The sequence below is a fragment of the Isoptericola sp. Y541 genome, from assembly GCF_059445465.1.
In genome coordinates this window covers 353,858-372,390 of record NZ_JCAIUJ010000003.1, presented here as the reverse complement: position 1 = coordinate 372,390, position 18,533 = coordinate 353,858, and the positions used below count along the sequence as shown (strand labels likewise).

The 18,533-nt window shown below is 73.1% G+C and carries 15 protein-coding genes; 13 read left to right on the top strand and 2 right to left on the bottom strand.

Annotated elements, in window-relative coordinates:
* Window positions 1-26: 26 nt before the first annotated feature.
* Genes AC1C2V_RS10115 through AC1C2V_RS10100 form a run of 4 tightly spaced genes read left to right on the top strand, consistent with a single transcriptional unit; the run spans window position 27 to window position 5,093 of the window.
* Window positions 27-866, top strand: coding sequence for an SDR family oxidoreductase (locus AC1C2V_RS10115; RefSeq protein WP_495389466.1), 840 nt, complete (start codon window positions 27-29; stop codon window positions 864-866).
* On the top strand, window positions 863-2,974 hold the full coding sequence (locus AC1C2V_RS10110) for a hypothetical protein (protein ID WP_495389465.1): 2,112 nt from the start codon (window positions 863-865) through the stop codon (window positions 2,972-2,974). Before AC1C2V_RS10115 ends, AC1C2V_RS10110 begins: the two co-directional genes overlap by 4 nt.
* A complete protein-coding gene (locus AC1C2V_RS10105; RefSeq protein ID WP_495389464.1) occupies window positions 2,971-4,116 on the top strand; it encodes a DUF4432 family protein in 1,146 nt (381 codons plus the stop codon). The genes AC1C2V_RS10110 and AC1C2V_RS10105 overlap by 4 nt, the downstream gene beginning before the upstream one ends.
* Window positions 4,113-5,093: an alpha/beta hydrolase gene (locus AC1C2V_RS10100; RefSeq protein ID WP_495389463.1), complete on the top strand. Its 981-nt coding sequence runs from the start codon at window positions 4,113-4,115 to the stop codon at window positions 5,091-5,093. The genes AC1C2V_RS10105 and AC1C2V_RS10100 overlap by 4 nt, the downstream gene beginning before the upstream one ends.
* 404 nt (window positions 5,094-5,497) lie before the next feature.
* Here AC1C2V_RS10100 and AC1C2V_RS10095 read toward each other — a convergent pair whose 3' ends face one another.
* Entirely contained in the window at window positions 5,498-5,647 is a 150-nt protein-coding gene (locus tag AC1C2V_RS10095; RefSeq protein WP_495389462.1) for a hypothetical protein, read from the bottom strand.
* A 182-nt stretch (window positions 5,648-5,829) separates the two neighbouring features.
* On the opposite strand from AC1C2V_RS10095, the gene AC1C2V_RS10090 reads away from it, so the two are divergent.
* Window positions 5,830-7,003 (top strand): IS3 family transposase gene (locus tag AC1C2V_RS10090; RefSeq protein WP_495389461.1). Its coding sequence is split into 2 segments (ribosomal slippage): window positions 5,830-6,111 and window positions 6,113-7,003, totalling 1,173 coding nucleotides; the frame shifts between segments, so codons are not numbered across the junction.
* Window positions 7,004-7,195: 192 nt separating this feature from the next.
* Here AC1C2V_RS10090 and AC1C2V_RS10085 read toward each other — a convergent pair.
* Window positions 7,196-8,077 carry a manganese catalase gene (locus AC1C2V_RS10085; RefSeq protein WP_495389460.1) on the bottom strand — a complete coding sequence of 294 codons (882 nt, stop codon included), beginning with the start codon at window positions 8,075-8,077 and terminating at the stop codon, window positions 7,196-7,198.
* A gap of 869 nt (window positions 8,078-8,946) precedes the next feature.
* On the opposite strand from AC1C2V_RS10085, the gene AC1C2V_RS10080 reads away from it, so the two are divergent.
* From AC1C2V_RS10080 to AC1C2V_RS10045, 8 genes are all read left to right on the top strand, one after another.
* A complete protein-coding gene (locus AC1C2V_RS10080; protein WP_495389459.1) occupies window positions 8,947-10,575 on the top strand; it encodes an ABC transporter substrate-binding protein in 1,629 nt (542 codons plus the stop codon).
* 68 nt (window positions 10,576-10,643) lie between these two features.
* Window positions 10,644-11,606 (top strand): ABC transporter permease, encoded by a 963-nt coding sequence (locus AC1C2V_RS10075; protein ID WP_495389458.1) that lies wholly within the window; start codon window positions 10,644-10,646, stop codon window positions 11,604-11,606.
* Window positions 11,596-12,525, top strand: a complete 930-nt coding sequence (locus tag AC1C2V_RS10070) for an ABC transporter permease (RefSeq protein WP_495389457.1) — start codon at window positions 11,596-11,598, stop codon at window positions 12,523-12,525. Before AC1C2V_RS10075 ends, AC1C2V_RS10070 begins: the two co-directional genes overlap by 11 nt.
* Window positions 12,515-14,065 (top strand): ABC transporter ATP-binding protein, encoded by a 1,551-nt coding sequence (locus tag AC1C2V_RS10065; protein WP_495389456.1) that lies wholly within the window; start codon window positions 12,515-12,517, stop codon window positions 14,063-14,065. The genes AC1C2V_RS10070 and AC1C2V_RS10065 overlap by 11 nt, the downstream gene beginning before the upstream one ends.
* Window positions 14,066-14,255: 190 nt before the next feature.
* Window positions 14,256-15,368, top strand: coding sequence for a LacI family DNA-binding transcriptional regulator (locus tag AC1C2V_RS10060; RefSeq protein WP_495389455.1), 1,113 nt, complete (start codon window positions 14,256-14,258; stop codon window positions 15,366-15,368).
* Entirely contained in the window at window positions 15,365-16,333 is a 969-nt protein-coding gene (locus AC1C2V_RS10055) for a carbohydrate ABC transporter permease (RefSeq protein WP_495389454.1), read from the top strand. Before AC1C2V_RS10060 ends, AC1C2V_RS10055 begins: the two co-directional genes overlap by 4 nt.
* A 4-nt stretch (window positions 16,334-16,337) precedes the next feature.
* Window positions 16,338-17,165, top strand: a complete 828-nt coding sequence (locus AC1C2V_RS10050; protein ID WP_495389453.1) for a carbohydrate ABC transporter permease — start codon at window positions 16,338-16,340, stop codon at window positions 17,163-17,165.
* 60 nt (window positions 17,166-17,225) lie between these two features.
* On the top strand, window positions 17,226-18,500 hold the full coding sequence (locus AC1C2V_RS10045) for an ABC transporter substrate-binding protein (RefSeq protein WP_495389452.1): 1,275 nt from the start codon (window positions 17,226-17,228) through the stop codon (window positions 18,498-18,500).
* Window positions 18,501-18,533: the final 33 nt, after the last annotated feature.

Below are 18,533 nucleotides of genomic sequence, written 5' to 3'. Positions count from 1 at the left end.
CCACAACCCGCCGGAGGAGCACCACCATGCCCGACCTCACCACCGCCGTACCCGGGCGGGCCGCGGACCCCTGGACCGGCCGGACCGCCGTCGTGACCGGGGCCGGGGCCGGCATCGGCGGCGGCGTCACCGACCTGCTCGTGGAGCTCGGCGCCACCGTCGTCGGGATCGACCGGGACGGCGACGCGCTCGACGCCGCCGCCGCGCGGCACGCGTCCGGGCCCGGCAGCTTCGTCGGCCTCGCGCTGGACGTGTCCGACCCGGGGGCGCTCGACGAGGCTGCGCGCGTCGTCGGCGCCGACCACGGCGCGCTCGACGCCGTCGTCTGCGCGGCCGGCGTGCAGCGCTACGGCACCGTCGACCAGACCGACCCCGGCACGTATGCCGAGGTGATGAACGTGAACGTGGGCGGCGCGTTCCACACCTGCCGCACGATGGTGCCGCTGGTGCGGGCGAACGGCGGCGGCGCGATCGTCGTCGTCTCCTCGGCCCAGGCGTACGCCACCCAGACCGGCGTGGCCGCCTACACCGCCAGCAAGACGGCGCTGCTGGGGCTGGCCCGGGCGATGGCGGTGGACCACGCCGCCGAGGGGATCCGCGTGAACAGCGTGAGCCCCGGGTCGGTCGACACCCCGATGCTGCGCTGGGCCGCCGGCCTCTTCGCGGGCGACCGGCCCGCGGAGGACGTCGTGGCCGAGTGGGGTCGGGCGCACGCGCTCGGCCGCGTCGCCACGCCGCGCGAGGTCGCCGAGGTGGTCGAGTTCCTGCTCTCCGACCGGGCGTCGTTCGTCACCGGCGCGGACCTCAAGGTCGACGGCGGGCTCAGCGCCCGCCTGGCCGCCGCGCTCCCCGAGGAGCCGGCATGAGCACCGCCGCCCCCGCCACCGCGCGCACCGTCCCGACCGTCGAGGACCTCGCGTCCGACCTGGTCACCGACCGGTTCGACGACATGATCAACCCGCCCGGGCTGACGAACCACTGGGCCACCGCCCAGGTGGACCACGACGTCCTGGCCGTCCGCTCGCTCAACGTGCCGCCCGTCTCGCAGGGCGACAGCATCAGCGGCCAGCTGTACCTGGGCGGGCGCCTGGTGCGGTCGTTCGGGCGGCCGGTGGAGGTGCGGTGGCGGCCCGACCGGGTGGAGCGGCGCACCGTCGTGGACGGCTGGGACGTGCGCACCGTGGCCGTGTGCCCGCCGGGGGAGCCGGGCGTGGCCGTGCGGGTCGAGGTCACGGACACCACCGGCGAAGCGCGGCGGCTGCGCCTCGGCGCGTGGCTCGACTCCACCGTGACCTGCGCGGGCGAGCCCTGGCTGGCGGGCGCCCCGCCGCAGGCGACGAACGGTCTCGGGCGCAAGGGCGCCCGGCGGGTGGGCCGGCCCGAGGACGGGTCGGCGGTCAGCGTGCAGGGGCTGGTCGACGAGGACGGCGCCGACGTCGACGACGGGGGCTCGCCGCGCGTGGCCGAGCTGGTGCGCGAGGTCCCGGCGGGCGGCACCGTGCGGCTGGCCTACGTGCACACGATCGCGCGGACCGCGGACGAGGCGGCGGCCGCCTTCGACCGCGTCGCGGCCGACGTGCCCGGCGCCGTCGAGGCCTCAAGGCGCACCTGGGACGCCGAGATCGAGGCGCTGTTCACGCCCGGCAACGACGAGTTCGGCGGCTGCCTGCCGCGCCTCGTCACGACCGACGACGCGCTACGCCGCCTGTACTGGTGGGGCGCCGTCGGCGTGCTGTGGTTCCGCCGCGACAACCCGGCGTCCGTCCTCGGGCGCACCTACGACACCCTCATGCCGCGCTACTGGCAGACCACCACGTTCATCTGGGACTACTCCCTGAGCTCGATGGTGCACGCGCTGCTCGACCCGCAGGTGATGCGGCGTCAGGTGGAGCACTGGGTGGGCCTGGACATCGAGAAGCACTTCGGCACCGAGTGGCTCACCGGCGGGCCCGTCGGCTACTGGTACTCGGTGAACCACTACGCCATGACCCGGCTGGTGCACGACTACCTGCGCCTGCACGGCGACCACCAGCTGCTGGACGCCGAGGTGACCACGCCCGACGGGCGCACGTCGACCATGGGCGACGAGGTGCGGGCGTGGGCCACGGCGTGGCACGGGCTGCGCTCGGCCTCCGGGTCCGGGCTGGCCGACTACGGCGACGTCGACAACCTGCTCGAGTGCGTGAGCTCCTACGTGCACGAGGTGGCCAGCCTCAACGCCGCCAACGTGTGGAACCTGCGCACGGCCGCGCGGATCAGCAAGCTGCAGGGGCGCCACGACGACGCCGCGCGGCTGCGCGCGGAGGCCGCGGACCTGCTGCCCAGGGTGCTCGACCTCGCGGTGCCGGGCGAGGGCTTCTTCCACGCCCGGCAGCCCGACGGGTCGCTCGTGGCCACCCGGCACTGCTACGACTTCGCGACCGTCGGCACCACCATCGCGGCCGACGTCCCGGCCGCGCAGCGCGACGCGATGGTCGAGTTCTTCGTCCGCGAGCTGCGCACGCCGTCGTGGATGCGCGCGCTGTCGCCGTTCGACGACGACGCCGGCTGGTCCGTGCGCGCCGACCACCAGTGGAACGGGGCGTACCCGGCGTGGCCGGCCGACTCGGCGCGGGCCGCGATCGCCCTCGGGCACCCCGAGGCGGTGCTCGAGTGGCTGCCCGGCCTGGCCCGCACCGCCAACCAGGGCCCGCCCGGGCAGGCGCACTTCGTCGAGGAGGCGGTCGAGCCCGTCGCGGGCGGCGCGCGCAAGACGCCCCCGCAGCCGCCGTACCTCATCGACTGGTCCTGCTCGTCGGCGGGCGCGTGGTGCGAGCTGGTGCTCGCGGGCGTGTTCGGCGTCGACGTCGCCCTCGACGGCACGGTCACGGCCGGTGGGTGCGTCGGCGACCTCGACCCGGACGCCCGGCTGGAGGGGCTCGTCGTGCAGGGGCGCACGTACGACGTCGTGGGCGGGGAGGTGCGGGAGCGATGAGCGTGCGGGATCGCGCGAGCGGCGGGGGCGGGGACCGCGCCGCCGGCTGGGCGCGCCTGCTCGACGACGGGCGCGCCGCCCTGCCCGACGCGCTCGCGTCCGTGGACGAGGCGGTCACGGCCGGGGGCGAGCGGGCGCTCGTCGTGCGGGTGGCCGGCGGGCTCTCGGTCGACGTGCTGCCCGACCGGGGCCTGGACCTCGGCGCAGCCTGGTGGGCGGGCGTGCCGATCGCCTGGCGCTCGCCGCACCCGGGCGACCCCGGCGCGGGGCGGGGCTGGGAGGACCGCTTTCTGGGCGGGCTGCTCGCCACCTGCGGGCCGGACAACATCGGGCCGCCGCGCGGCGAGGCCGGCCAGCACGGTACCCACCACCTGACGCCGGCCCACGACGTGCGGTGGTGGCGCGAGCGGTCCGCTGACGGCGATGACGGCGCTGACGGCGCTGACGGTGCTGGCGGCGCCGACGGCGACGCGGGCGGCGAGCTGGAGGTGCACGTGTCCGGCACCGTCGCGCACACGACGCTGTACGGCGCGCGGGTGGTGGTGGGCCGGGAGATCGTCGTGGCCACCGGACGCCCCTGGGTGGAGGTGCGTGACGTGGTCCTCAACGTCGGCGACGCTCCGGTCGGCGTGCCGCTGCTCTACCACGTGAATCTCGGCGCGGCGGTGCTGGTGCCCGGCTCGCGGCTGCGGGCGGACGCGGACGAGCCGGTGCCCGCGGAGCCGCTCCCGCCCGGCCGGGACGCGGTGACGTTCCCCGGGCCGGCACCCGGGGCGGTGCCCGTCGTCGCCGAGCACCCGCGGGTTCGGCCCGACCGTGGCCTTGCGCGTGCGGTCGTGGGCCCGACGGGGCTGCCGGCGGGGGCGTCGTCGGGACCTTCGGTGGGAGCAGATGCGACGGGGGCGCCGGAGGTCGTGGTCGAGTGGCGCGCGGACACGATGCCGCGCCTGTACTCGTGGCTGTGGCCCGCGGCGGGCTCGTGGGTGCTCGGGGTCGAGCCGGCCAACGCGCCGCTGGTGGGCCCGGAGCGCGGCCTGCCGCACGGCGGCGCGCCGGTGCTGGCGCCGGGGGAGTCGTGGGAGTGCGGCGTGCGGGTCGGCGTCCGTGCCGACGGGGGCGCGGACGCCGAGGACGAGCGGTGACCGGCCGGGCGGTCCCGGACGCCGCCCCGGGCACGGTGCTGCCCGTCAGCGTGAGCGTCGAGGCACGCAGCTACCTCGCCGGGCTGGCCGCGAACCGGCCTGCGGAGCCGCGTTCGTACCCCGCGCCGGGCGACCGCGACGGCTGGCTGCGGCTCGTGGCCGAGGTGGACGAATGGTTCCGCACCGCCGTGGTGCGCGACGGCCTACCGGTGACGACACGGGAGCGCGACGTCGCGGGCGTGACGACGTACCTCCAGCGTCCCGACGGCGCGGACCCGGACGGTCCGGTGGTGCTGGACCTGCACGGCGGCGGGCTGTTGTACGGCGCCGGGGAGGTGTGCCGTGCGTCGGCGGCCACCACAGCGGTCCGCACCGGGCTCGTCGCGTGGGGCGTTGACTACCGGATGCCGCCCCTGCACCCGTACCCGGCCGCCCTCGACGACGCCATCGCCGTCTACCGGGCGCTGCTGACCGAGCGTGACCCGGGCGACGTCGTCGTGGCCGGCGGGTCGGCGGGCGGCAACCTGGCGGCCGCGCTGCTGTTGCGCGCCCGGGACGAGGGGCTGGCGATGCCGGGCGCCCTCGTGCTGCTGACGCCCGAGGTCGACCTCACCGAGTCGGGGGACTCGTTCGTCACCAACGCCCCGCACGACCTCGCCCTGGCGAGCCTGCGCGAGGTCAACGCCCTGTACGCCGCGGGCGCAGACCTCGCGCACCCGTACCTCTCGCCGCTGTTCGGCGCCCTCGCCGGCTTCCCGCCCACGTTCCTGCAGACGGGCACGCGGGACCTGTTCCTGTCCAACACCGTGCGCATGCACCGTCGGCTGCGGGCCGCGGGCGTCGAGGCCGAGCTGCACGTGTTCGAGGGGATGCCGCACGGCGGGTTCGGGGGAGACGCGCCCGAGGACGAGGAACTCGCTGCCGAGGTGCGGTCCTTCGTCGCCCGGGCGCTCTCGGCGCCGCGCCTGCTCGACTGACGTCGTGGCAGTCCGGGCTGGTCACCGAGCAGCGCGTCTGGCCCCGACGATCGAGGTGTGAGGATGCGCGAGTGACTGGCGAAATGGGAGTGTCCGACGCGGAGTTGTGGGACCTTACGGACGAGCACGGGATCTCACAGGAGAGGTTTTCCGCCGGGGCGCGACGGGATGGCCGCCAGGCTCATTCCTGAGCTCAACGTGTTCAACCCGGCGCGCCCGGGGACCGCTCGACGAGCGGTCCCCGGGCGCCGTGTGCCCCGCTGCGGGCCGTGGGCTGACCGCGCTACCCCTGCGACTGGGCCTCCGGGCGGACGATGGAGGCTGGCGAGGACGGCGGCCGGCTCCCTGTGGATCGAGGTGTGGGCCTCGAAGCCTGCCTGGCGTGGCGCGGGGTCGCCACGGGATCAGGTGCGACTGCGGCGGACCAGCCCGAGGACGAGGCTGATGACGAGGACCGCGACACCGACCCAGATGAGGAACTGAGCGGCCTGGACTGCGAGCCCCAGGATCAGGAGCACGACACCGACCAGGATGAGGATGAGCCATGCGGGCATAGTGACCTCCGTTGCTATCGAGCGGCGCCCTTGCGGTGCCGCTGTGGCGAAGGACTCTGCCACAGAATGCGCGCTTAGTGCACATCGCCTGCCTTGGCCCGGTGCGCGACCCGGGGTCTGCTGCACGGATAGGTGACACCTGACCTGTGGTGCCTGCGGGTGCTGCTGGAAGGATGTGTCCCGTGCCCAGACCCCATCCCAAGGAGTTCCGCGACGACGTCGTGGCGATCGCCCGCAAGGGCGAGGCCCCGATCAAGCAGGTCAGGAAAGACTTCGGCATCAGCGAGTCGTGCCTGCGCAACTGGCTGCAGGCCGCCGCCGATGTCGAGGACGGCTCCAAGCCCGGCGTGACCGCGTCGGAGTCGGCCGAGCTGCGCGAAGCCAGGAAGCGTGTGCGGCTGCTGGAGCAGGAGAACGAGGTGCTGCGCCGCGCGGCGGCGTACTTCGCCCAGGCGCACCTGCCGGGAAATGAGCTATCCGCTGGTCCGTGAGCTCGCCGCCGACGGTATCCCCGTCGCGGTGACCTGCCGGGTGCTCAACCTCGCCAGAGCGCCGTACTACCGGTGGCTCGCCAACCCGATCACCGACCGAGAGCTCGGGCGGGCGCATCTCGCGAATGCCCTGTTCGACGCCCACACCGACGACCCGGAGTACGGTTACCGGCTGCTGGCCGACGAGGCCCGCGACGCCGGCCGCCGCGCGTGCGACCGCACGATGTGGCGGCTGTGCCGCGACGGGCGCTGGTGGAGCGTGTTCGGCAAGAAGCGCGGGTCCAAGGGCGGCAAAAAGCCGGGCCCTCCCGCGCACGACGACCTCGTGCGGCGGGACTTCACTACCTCGGCTCCGAACGAGCTGTGGCTCACGGACATCACCGAGCACCCCACGGCGCAGGGCAAGGTCTACCTGTGCGTGATCAAGGACGTGTACTCGGGCCGGATCGTGGGCTACTCCATCAGCGACCGCATGAAGTCGCGCCTGGCCGTCCAAGCGCTCGAGAACGCCGGCGCCCGGCGCCGCGCCGAGGGCGCCGAGGTGGCCGGATGCATCGTGCACTCGGACCGCGGATCGCAATTTCGCTCCAGGAAATTCCTCGCCGCGTTGCGTGCCCACGGCCTGGTCGGGTCCATGGGGCAGGTCGCGTCCGCGGGCGACAACGCGGCGATGGAGTCCTTCTTCTCGCTGCTGCAGAAAAACGTCCTGGACCGGCGTCGCTGGACCACCCGGGACGAGTTGCGCATCCGGATCGTCGCCTGGATCGAACGGACCTACCGCCGCCGCCGCCAGCAGCGTCTCGGACGATTGACCCCCATCGAGTACGAAGCCATCATGACCACTCAGGTCGCACTCGCCGCCTGAGATCCGCTGTCACCTATCCGTGCAGCAGACCCCTCGTACAGCCACCTGCCGGGCAGCGTGGTGGGCCGGGGATCTGCTCGACCGTGCGGGCGAGGCCGACGTCGACAGCTCACAGCCCGCAGCGGCGAGCGACGACACCCCGCCTCCTCACGGCAAGCAGTCCCCGGCCGGACCCGGGCGTGGCGGTAGTCCTTACTCCTTGTGGAACGCGTCCTTGACGATGCCGGCAGCCTTCTCCAGACCCGACGGCTTGCCGGTCGTCCCGTGCAGCCGCTCGTCCGGCTTGGTGGGAGGCGGCATCGGCACGCCCGCGGGCGGCTCGGCCACGTACTCGAACTCGCCCTTGCCGTCCGGTGTCGGGCCGCTCGCCCATCGCCCCTCGGACGCGTGCTCGCCGTCGGAGAAGTTGATGTACTGGTAGGCCACGTCGCGGTCCTCCTTGCCGAGGGGGAACGTGCTGGGCACGGGCAGTTCCTCGACGCCCTCGTCGCGCAGCTCCTGCGCGGCGGCGAGCCACTGGTTCTGGTGCATTGTGTCCCTCGCGAGCAGGAACGACAGGAGGTCCTTGACTCCTGGGTCGTCGGTCATGTGGTACAACCGGGCGACCTGCAGACGCCCCTGCATCTCCGCATTCGCGTTGGCCGTGAAGTCGGCGAGCAGGTTGCCGCTGGCCGTCACGTAGCCTGCGGACCACGGGTTGCCGTTCGAGTCCACGGGGCGGGCTCCCGCGCCGGCGACGATCGCCTGCTGCGGGTCGGTGCCGCCGACGATCGCGGCGACGGTCGGGTCGTCCTGCACGGCGCCCTCGACGGCTCCCATGGGCGCCTTCTCGAGCAGCTGCGAGATCATCGTGGCGAGCATCTCGACGTGCCCGAACTCCTCGGCCCCGATGCCGAACAGCAGGTCGCGGTACTTGCCCGGCAGGTGGGCGTTCCACGACTGGAAGCCGTACTGCATCGCGACGGTGATCTCGCCGTACTGCCCGCCCAGCACCTCCTGCAGCTTGCGGGCATACACGGCGTCCGGCTTCTCGGGCTTGGCCTGGTGCTGCAACGCTTGGCGATGAAAGAACATGGATCGCTCCCGTCCGAGAGCGCGCACGAGCACTCCCGACCTTGGTCTAGGGGTGCACGCCACTTCTCGACGCGAACACCACCACCCTCACCCGGACCCATTCCGCCCGCACCCGGCAGACGGCCAACCCTTGCGTCCTCGGCACCCGAGCTCGCCGCTGCGCCACGTCCCGCAGTTGGGCCGGCCTGCTCTGGCTCAACGTGCACAAACGATCAGTTCTGCGCCGCCTCGCCGACCTGTCGAGGATCAACAAGAACCGATGTTGCACCCGGGCGCCTCGGAACGATGTAGAGGTGTGAGACAGAGGATGAGTCCGTGACGGCGCATCTGACGGCGGATTGGCGACGGTGTGCCGGCCCGGTTCGCAGAAGACCTCGGCACATGCCGGGAGGGCACGGCCAGCACACTCGTCACCAGCACCCGGCGCGTGCGGGTAGTCATGCCGTGACCCACGGCCCAGTCGCTGCTGGCAGCGGAAGCCCGTTGTTCAGGTGCGGGCTCATCCGGCATCCGTCGAATATACCGACAACAACGCCCGGCTCGTCAGAACTCTCCTATTCTGGAGTCGCTCAGAATCGGGTTCTGGATGTTTCGAAACCCCGTCAGGGACGCCCAGAGATTCGGGCGGCTACCTCGTGGGTTCCGCCGCGGCACGTCGCGCTGGTGGGTCGACGTCGCGCACGCCGACTCCGTTGCAGCCTGGCCGACGTCCTGTACGTCACCGACGGGCGCCCCAGCCGGGCGCAAGTGCGCGAGCCTCCGCCCTCGCTTACCGTCGAAGGCCTGGACGGAGCGCTCGACCCATCTGCTCACGGCCCCCGGGGTCAGTCGTCGGATCGACCCCGACCGAGTGTGAGGACCCACCCAGAATGCGACCACCACGGCTGCCCGTCACCGCGCTGGCCGCTGCGCTCGTCCTGGCGGCTGGCGCCTGCACCAACCCGGCCGCGCCGAACGGTCCTCGCGGCGAGGCCGCGTCGGGAGGGGACGGGTCGACGCTGCGGCTGGCCGAGACGAACGAGTACGAGTCGCTCAACCCTCTCGACTACATGTTCGGGATCACGTCGAAGATCTACGACGGCCTGTACGACATCGACCCGGAGGGGGTGATCGAGCCGGACCTCGCCGCGGGCGAACCGGTGCCCGACGCCGACCTCACCCGCTGGACGGTGACGATCCGCGAGGGCGTGCAGTTCCACGACGGGACCGACCTCACGGCGGACGACGTCGCGGCGACCTACCGGGCCGTCGTCGACCCGAAGTACGGGTCGCCGCTCGCCGGGACCTTCGATCTCGTGGACGACGTCGAGGCACTGGACGACACCACGGTCGAGTTCACGCTCAGCGAGCCCTACGCGCCGTTCCCCAGCACCCTGACCGTCGGTATCGCCCCGAGCGAGAAGCTGTCCGGGACGATCGTGGACTCCTCGCTGAACCAGGAGCCCGTCGGGAGCGGCCCCTACCGGCTCGACGAGTGGCGGCACGGGGACTCGCTGGTCCTCACCGCGAACGAGGAGCACTGGCCCGAGGGGCAGAGCCCCGCGGTGGAGCGCATCGTCATCGCCTTCGTGCCGGACGAGAACGCGCGGGTCCAGCGGCTCGTGGCGGGGGAGTTCGACGGCGCGCAGGTCTCACCCCGCGCCGCGCAGACGCTCGACGGCGACGAGAACCTGACCGTGTACACGAACGAGACCGCCGACTACCGCGGCATCACCCTCCCGCCGGGGGTGGAGGCCTTCACCGACCCGAGCGTGCGGTACGCGCTCAACCTGGCCGTCGATCGACAGAACATGGTCGACGGCATCCTCCGCGGCTACGGGACGCCGATCGCCACCCCCTTCACCCCCGCCCAGGGCGAGGCCTACGACGCCTCGGTCTCCTACGCCTACGAGCCCCAGGAGGCGGAGCGTCTCCTCGACACCGCCGGGTGGGCGAAGGACGCCGACGGGGTGCGCGCCAAGGACGGCGAGCCGCTGCAGTTCTCGCTGATGTACTTCGCGGAGGACACGCTGCGCCGCGACCTGGCGATGGCCGTCGCGTCCGACCTGGAGAAGATCGGGGTCACCGTCGACGTCGAGGCCGTCGACCGGCCGACCGCGGCGGCGCAGATGAACGACAAGGCCTTCGTCCTCGGGGGAGGGGACCAGCCCTACGACCCGGACACGCAGGTCTACTCCCTGCTCCACTCGGACTACGCGGCCTACGACCCGGACGACCCGTACTCGAACCCGTCCGGCTACGCCAACCCCGACGTGGACGCGCTGCTGGACGCGGCGAGGACCACCCCGGACCCGACGAGCCGCGCCGCCATGTACCAGCAGGTGCAGCAGCTGCTGCACGACGACCCGCCGCTCCTCGCGCTCGCCGTGCTCGACCACACCTACGTCGCGTCCGGCCTGGACCGGTACGCCGGGGTGGAGCACGTCGTCGAGCCCCACGAGCACGGCGTCGCGTGGGGCCCCTGGTGGAACGTCGACCAGTGGACAGGGCAGTCGTGACGACGACCGCCCGCGCGCCCAGGGCCGAGTCGAGCGCCACGCCAAGGGTCGCGTCGCGAAGGCGCACCATGATGCAGGTCACCGCCCGTCGCCTCGCATGGTCCGTGCCCCTGCTCGGCGGCGTCAGCGCGCTCGTGTTCCTCCTGGCTTCCTTGGCCCCCGCCACCGCCGCCACGGGGTTCCTCGGTGCCCGGGAGGAGTTCGCCGGCGGAGCCACCCGCACGGCGATCGCCGCCCTGCTCGACGGCGGCACCTGGTGGCAGGGCTGGCTCGGGTGGTGGCAGGGCCTTCTCAGCGGGGACGCCGGGGACTCCACCACGCTGCGCAGCCCCGTCCTGGACGTCCTCGTCGCGCGGCTGCCCTGGACGCTGCTGCTCATGGGCGCCGGCCTGGTCATCGGCATGTCGATCGCGGCGCCGATGGCGGTGGCCGCCGCCCGCAGGCCGCACGGCGTGGCGGCCGCCGTGCTCCGGGGGGCCGCCTGGACGCTGTCCGCCCTGCCCGCCTGGGTGACCGGCCTCGGGCTCATGCTCGTGTTTTCGCTGGCGCTGCGCTGGCTGCCCGCGGGCGGGCTCACCGCCCCGGGCGACCCCCTGACCCCGGCCTCGGTCGCCACGCATCTGCTGCTGCCGGCCGTCGCCGTGGGCCTCGGCCAGGTGCCCTGGATGATGCTGCACCTGAACACCGCGCTGGTCGAGGCGCGCTCGTCGGACAGCGTCCTGGCCGCCCGTCTGCGCGGCGTCGACCGGCAGACCGTCACGCTCCGGCACGTGCTGCCGATGGCGGTGACGCCCCTGATCGCGCTGACCGGGTCACGCCTGGCCGAGGTCGTCGCGGGCGCGGCCCTCGTCGAGACCGTGTTCGCCTGGCCCGGACTCGGGCAGGCGCTGACCGGCGCCGCGACCGGGCAGGACCTCGCGCTGCTGGCGGGTGTGAGCGTGCTGCTCACCGCCGTCGTGCTGGCGGGGAACCTGCTCGCCGACCTTGCGCTCATCCTCACCGACCCCCGGGTCAGCGGCGATGACCTCTGAGCGCCCGAACGCCGAGATCTCGGTCGACACCCATGCGTCCAGTCGCGCCACCGGCATCGCCTGGCGTGCCCCGGGCACGACGCACGGGCTGGAGGCCGCGGCCGCCCGCGGGTGGCAGCGCTGGGCCGCGGTCGCCGTGCTCGGACTGGTCGTGCTCTACGCGCTGGCCGTCCCGCTGCTGGCCGCCCGCTTCGGCTGGTGGGGCGGCGCCGGCCGGAACTCCGTGGACTACCTCGGCGGGCTCACCGCCCCCACCTGGGAGCACCCCTTCGGGACGGACGTCGCGGGCCGCGACCTGTTCGTCCGCTCCGCGCAGGCGCTGCGGATCTCCCTGCTCGCGGCGGTGCTCGGGGCCGGGGTGGCCACCGTCGTCGGGGCGATCATCGGGGCGACGATCGCGCTCGTCGGCGGGCGGGTCGACCAGGTCGCGTCCCGCACGATCGACGCCTTCACCGCCGTCCCGCACCTGCTGCTCGGCATCGTCATCGCGTCGGTCTGGCGGGGCAGCCTCTGGACGGTCGTGCTCGTCGTGGCCCTCACGCACTGGAACCACACCGCCCGCCTCACCCGCGCGCACGTGCTGACGCTGAAGGAACGACCCTGGGTCCGCACCGCGCTCAGCCAGGGCTACACCCGCCCGCAGGTGCTCAGGCACCACGTGGGCGGGCACGTGCTGAGCCAGATCACGATCGCCGGCGCGCTCCTCGTGCCGCACGCGATCTGGCACGAGACCACCCTGACGTTCCTCGGTCTCGGCCTCGCCCCGCACCAGCCCTCGCTGGGCTCCCTGATCAACCTCGCCCAGCAGTCCGTCCTCGGCGGCGCCTGGTGGACCCTCGCCGTGCCGATCGCGCTGCTGGTCGTCGCCACGATCACCCTGGCCGCGGCCCTGCGACGCAAGGACCCGCATGTCGTCTGACCGGCCGACCACGATCACCGTCACCGGGCTGCACGCCCGCATCCACGGCGTGCGCGTGCTCGACGACGCCGGCCTGCACGTGGCCCCCGGGCAGCTCCACGCCGTCGTGGGCCCCTCCGGGGCGGGCAAGAGCACCCTGCTGCGCGCCCTCACCGGCACGCTGCCCCCCGGGGCCGAGACCGCCGGCACGGCGACGCTGACCACGCCGACCGAGGCCGTCGACCTGCTGTCCGCCACCGAGGACACCTTCGCCACCGTGCGCGGCTCGATCATCGGCTACGTGCCGCAGGACGCCGCGGCGTCCTTCACCCCGGTGCGGACCCTGCGGGCCCAGCTCGCGGAGATCCTCACCCGCCCTGCCGGACGGCGCCGCCGGCTCCTGCCCGGCCACCCGCACATGACCCCCGCGACCGTCGCCGAGCACCTCGACCAGATGACCCTCACCGTCGGCCTGGATCCCGCGCTGCTGGACCGCTACCCGCACCAGGTCTCCGGCGGGCAGATCCGGCGCGCGGCCCTCGCGGCCGCCCTCGCCTGGCACCCGCCGCTGCTGCTGGCCGACGAGCCCACGCGCGGCCTGGACCCCGACGCCGCGGTCCTCGTCGGGCAGATGCTGCGCACCACCGCGGACGCCGGGCACGGCATCCTGCTCGTCACCCACGACCACGACCTTGCCCGCCGGTTCGCCGACGCCGTCACCGTCATGGATCCCGCCGGGCCCGTGTCGACCGGCTCGGTGCGTGAGCGCCTGGCCCCGACAACCACGCCACGGCCCGGGCGACGTGCGGGCCGCCCGCCCCACGACGGGAGCCGTCCGCGGGGGACCACGGCGGGCCTGGCACTGCACGGCGTGACTGCCTCCTACCCCGGCCAGCGGGTCCTGACCGGTCTTGACCTGACCGTCGAACCGGGGCAGGTGCACGGCCTGACCGGGCCGACGGGCTGCGGGAAGTCGACCTTGGCGGCCATCGCCACCCTGCTGCGCGCCCCGGACAGCGGGGACGTCTACCTCGACGGCCGGTGCGTCACCCGCCTGCGCGGGCGCGACCTGCGAGCCACGCGCCGGCGCATCGCCTGGCTCCACCAGGAGCCGTCCCAGGCGTTCGACCCGCGGCACACCCTCGCGCGCTCGCTGGCCCTGCCCGCCCGCCTGTCCGGCAGGCCCGCGCCCGACCTGCCCGCCCTCGCGGCACAGGTCGGGCTGGGCCGGGACCTGCTCGACCGGCACCCGCACCAGGTCTCCGGCGGCGAGCTCCAGCGGGCCGCCCTCGCGCGCGCCCTCACGCTGGACCCCGACTTCCTCGTGGCGGACGAGGTCACCGCGATGCTCGACCCGGCCACCAGCCGCGCCATCATGCGCCTGCTGACCGAGCGGGCCGACGCCGGGACCGGTGTGCTGCTCATCTCCCACGACCACGCCCTGGTCGAGGCGCACGCCGACACCGTCACCGCCATGACCGGCCCCGACGACGGCACCGACCATGGCCCCGACGACGGCCCCGACGACCCCGCGGAGGTCGCGCCCGCGCAGCGCGCCTGACCCGCCGGAGCCATGCCCGAGCGGGTCCCGGGCCGGCCCCGGAGCCGTCCCCCGGGCCGCGTCACAGCGCCTTGACATCGGATCGGGCCGAGTGCCAGAGTGACGGCATTCCGGAAACGTTTCCAGCGATGCTGTGGGGACGGGTCTGGAAACGATTCCAATTGCCGTCGACGATGAAGGTGGAGCGACAGTGACGTCATCACGCGCCACGTTGATCGAGGTGGCCCGGCACGCCGGGGTCTCCCTCGCATCGACGTCGCGGGCACTGCATGGCACCGGGGCCAGCCCGGCCATGATGGAGCGCGTGCGCGCCGCGGCCGACGAGCTCGGGTACAGCCCCGACGTGACCGGCCGGTCCCTGCGGATGCGCAAGACCTTCCAGGTCGCCTTCGCCGTCGCGGACATCGGCAACCCCGTCTACGTCGAGATGCTCACGGCCATCCACGAGGTGCTCGCGCCGCACGGGTACCGGGTGGTGGTCATGTCCACGGGGGACACCGCCGAGAGCACCACGGATCTGGTGCGCAGCCTCGGCAGCGGGTTCGTCGACGGCCTGGTGATCAGCCCGCTGCGCACCGACGACGCCCTGGTCGACGAGCTCCGCCGCGCGCCCGTGCCCGTGGTCGTGATCGGCCGGGCGCTCGACGAGGACAGCATCGACTCCGTGTCGACCGACTCCGCGGGCGGCATCGGCCAGGCGGTCGACCACCTGGTGCAGGCCGGGCGCCACCGCCTCGGGTTCCTCAACGGCCCGCTCGACACGACGCCGGGTAGCGCCCGGCAGCGCGGCTTCGACGCCGCGACCGGTGCGGCGGGCTTCCCCGCCGAGCGGGTCGTCGTCGAGACCGCCGACGACTTCACGGTCGCGGCCGGGCTGCGCGCGGCCCGCGCCCTCCTGGCGCCCTCCGCGGACGGTTCCCGGCTCGACGCCGTGGTCGCGGCCAACGACCTGCTCGCCATCGGCGCCGTCCGCGCCGCCCGGGAGCTCGGCCTGGCCGTCCCGGGCGACGTCGCCGTCACCGGCATGGACGACACCGAGCTCGGCCGCGTCTACGAGCCCAGCCTGACGAGCGTCTCCCTCGGCTCGGCCGAGCGCGGGGCCGCCGCCGCCCGCGTCATCCTCGCCCGCCTGGACGACGACGAGGCGCCCGCGCAGCACGTCGCCATCGGCCCGCGCCTGCTGGTGCGGGAGTCGACGGCAACGCCCGACGCAACGACCGACGCAACGACCGACGCAACGACCGCCGCGACCGCCGGGACCGCCGCGACCGCCGATATGACGACAGAGGGGAGCCCTCGATGACCGCCCCCACCACCCCGACGAGCCCCGCGACCCGCACTCCGGGCGCGGCCGCGCGTCCCGTCCGCCGCCGCGGCGGGCTGGAGCGGGGCCGCCGCCGCGAGGCCGCCGCCCTGGTGATGCCGTCGCTGCTGCCGATCCTGGTGCTCAGCGTCGCGCCGCTCGTCATCGGCATCGCCCTGGCCTTCACCGACGCGCGCCTGGTGCGGCACCCGGAATACGAGTTCGTGGGCGTCGACAACTTCGTCCGGCTCGCCGGCAACTCGTTCTTCTGGGACTCGTTCCGCATCGGCCTCATCTGGGCCGTGTCCGTGACGATCCTGCAGCTCGTGCTCGCTCTCGGCCTCGCCCAGCTGCTGAACTCCGGGCTCCGCCTGCAGGGGCTGACCCGCGTGCTGGCGCTGATCCCGTGGGCGATGCCGCCGGTCGTCGTGGCGATCATGTGGAAGATGATCTACTCGCCGAACGCGGGGCCGCTCAACGCGTTCCTCGGGTCGCTCGGGCTACCGGACGACATCAACTGGCTCGCCGACTTCTCCACCGCGCTGCCGGCCGTCATCGTCGTCGGCGTCTGGGTGGGTATGCCCCAGACCACCGTGACGCTGCTCGCCGGCCTGCAGCAGATCCCGGGGGAGCTGCACGAGGCGGCCTCCATGGACGGGGCGAACGCGTGGCGCCGGTTCACCGCGGTGACCTGGCCGAGCCTGCGACCCATCGTCGCGTCGATCACGTCGCTGAACTTCATCTGGAACTTCAACTCGTTCTCGCTGGTCTACGTGCTCACCGAGGGCGGGCCGGGCGGCCGCACCATGCTGCCGATGCTCTTCACCTACCTGGAGGCGTTCAAGAACCGCAACATCGGGTACGCCGCCGCGATGGGCGTCGTCCTCGTGGTGGTCGTGGTCCTCCTCCTCGCCGTCTACCTGCGGTCGCAGTTCCGCGACGACCGCGCCGTGCAGAAGGGCTGAGCCGATGCGCGCACTTGTCCGCCCCGCCCAGTACGTGGCCCTGGCCGGCTACATCGTCTTCCTGGGGTTCCCGCTGCTGTGGCTGATCTCCGCGTCGGTGAAGTCCTCCGCGGAGCTCAACTCCCTCACCGTGAGCCTGATCCCGTCCCAGTGGCACTGGGAGAACTACGCCGACGCGCTCGCCCGGCAGGGGCTCGTGAGCTCGGCCGCGAACAGCCTCGTCGTCGCGCTCACCTCGACCTTTCTGGTGATCCTCATCGCGATGCCGGCGGCCTATGTGCTCGCCCGGCTCAAGGGCGCGTTCCGGATCGCCGGGGTCGGCTGGATCCTGGTGAGCCAGGTCTTCCCGGTGATCCTGCTGATCCTGCCGCTGTTCCTCATCCTGCGGACCATGAACCTCACGGACAGCCTCGTGGGGCTCACGCTGGTGCACACCACGTACACGCTGCCGTTCGCGCTGTGGATGCTGCAGGGCTACGTCGCCGGCATCCCGGTCGAGCTGGAGGAGGCCGGCTCCATGGACGGCGCGAACCGGGTACGGGTGCTGCGCCGCATCGTGTTCCCCCTGCTCGCGCCCGGCATCGTCGCCACCGCGATGTTCAGCTTCGTCTCGTCGTGGAACGAGTTCTTCTTCGCCCTCGTCCTGCTCCAGTCGCCCGAGAACTACACGCTGCCGATCACGCTGACGTCGTTCATCGGCGGCGAGGGCAAGGTCGCGCTCGGCCCGCTGGCGGCCGGCTCGTTCCTGGCGGCCATCCCCAGCATCGTCTTCTTCTCGATCATGCAGAGGAAGCTCACCGGCGGCCTCATGGCCGGCGCCGTCAAGGGCTGACCGCCCCGCACCTGCTCCCCACCACCCGACCCGGCACCACCTCATCCGAAAGGCAGACCCATGAAGACGCGTGGAGTGTCCATCGCCGCATGCCTCACGGTCACCACCCTGCTCGTCGCCTCCTGCAGCGGTGGCGGCGACGGGGACGGCGGCCCGGTGACGCTGAAGTTCCAGTCCCTGTCCGACCAGCCGGCCGCCATCGAGGCGACCGAGACGATCGTCGGGGAGTGGAACGACGCCCACCCCGACGTGCAGGTCGAGATCGTCCCCACCGGTTGGGACGGTGTCTACGACAAGCTCATCACGCAGTTCAACGGCGGCGCCGCGCCGGACATCATCCACTACGAGGCCGCGAGCATCGTCCCCTTCGCCCGCGACGGCTACCTCGCGGACCTGTCGGAGTACATGTCCGACGAGCGTCGCGCCGACATCCCCGAGGGCGTGCTCGAGTCGGTGACGGTCGACGACCAGGTCGTCGCGTACCCGACGGAGCTGCAGTCCTACATGGTCTTCGCCAACAAGAAGCTGCTCGAGGACGCGGGGGTCGAGATCCCCACCGGCGACACCATGACCTGGGACCAGCTGCGCGAGATCTCGAAGGCCACCACCCAGGGCAAGACGTACGGCCTCGGTTGGGGCCTGTCGAGCCCGACCGCGACCTTCATGACGATGGCCCCGGGCTTCGGCGGCCAGTACTTCTCGGGCACCGGTGCCGACGCCCAGATCACGATCGGCGAGGGCGAGATGGCCCTGCCGGAGCTGGTGAACACGATGGCGTACGACGACAAGTCGATCCTGCCCGTCACCCTCACCCAGTCCGGCTCGGAGGCGATCGCCTCGTTCTACGCCGGCCAGACGGCGATGACCGTGCAGGGCTCGTTCCAGGCGGCGAACATCGCCAAGGACGCACCGAAGGACCTCGACTGGGTGGTGCTGCCGCCGCTCGCCGGGCCCGAGGGCGCCGGGCAGGCCGCCAACCCCCAGACGCTGTCGGTGAACATCGACTCGGAGCACGTGGAGGAGTCGGCCGAGTTCATCGAGTTCTTCACGGAGGCGGACAACCTGGCCGCCCTCAACGAGGCGGACGCGCTGATCCCGGCGACCACGTCGGCCCAGGAGCTCATGGCCGACGAGCTCGGTGACGAGAACGGCTGGAGCACCATCCTGTCCTCGGGGCAGCACTTCGTCTCGGCGCCGTACCTGTTCGCCGACTCGTACGCGCAGTGGAAGGACACGGTGGCCACGCCGGCCTACCAGCGCTTCCTGGCGCAGGAGATCGACGCTCCCGAGCTGTCGACGCAGCTCACCGACGGGTGGGACGAGATCACGCAGTGACCGTCGTGGGGGCGGCACACCGCCGCCCGCACG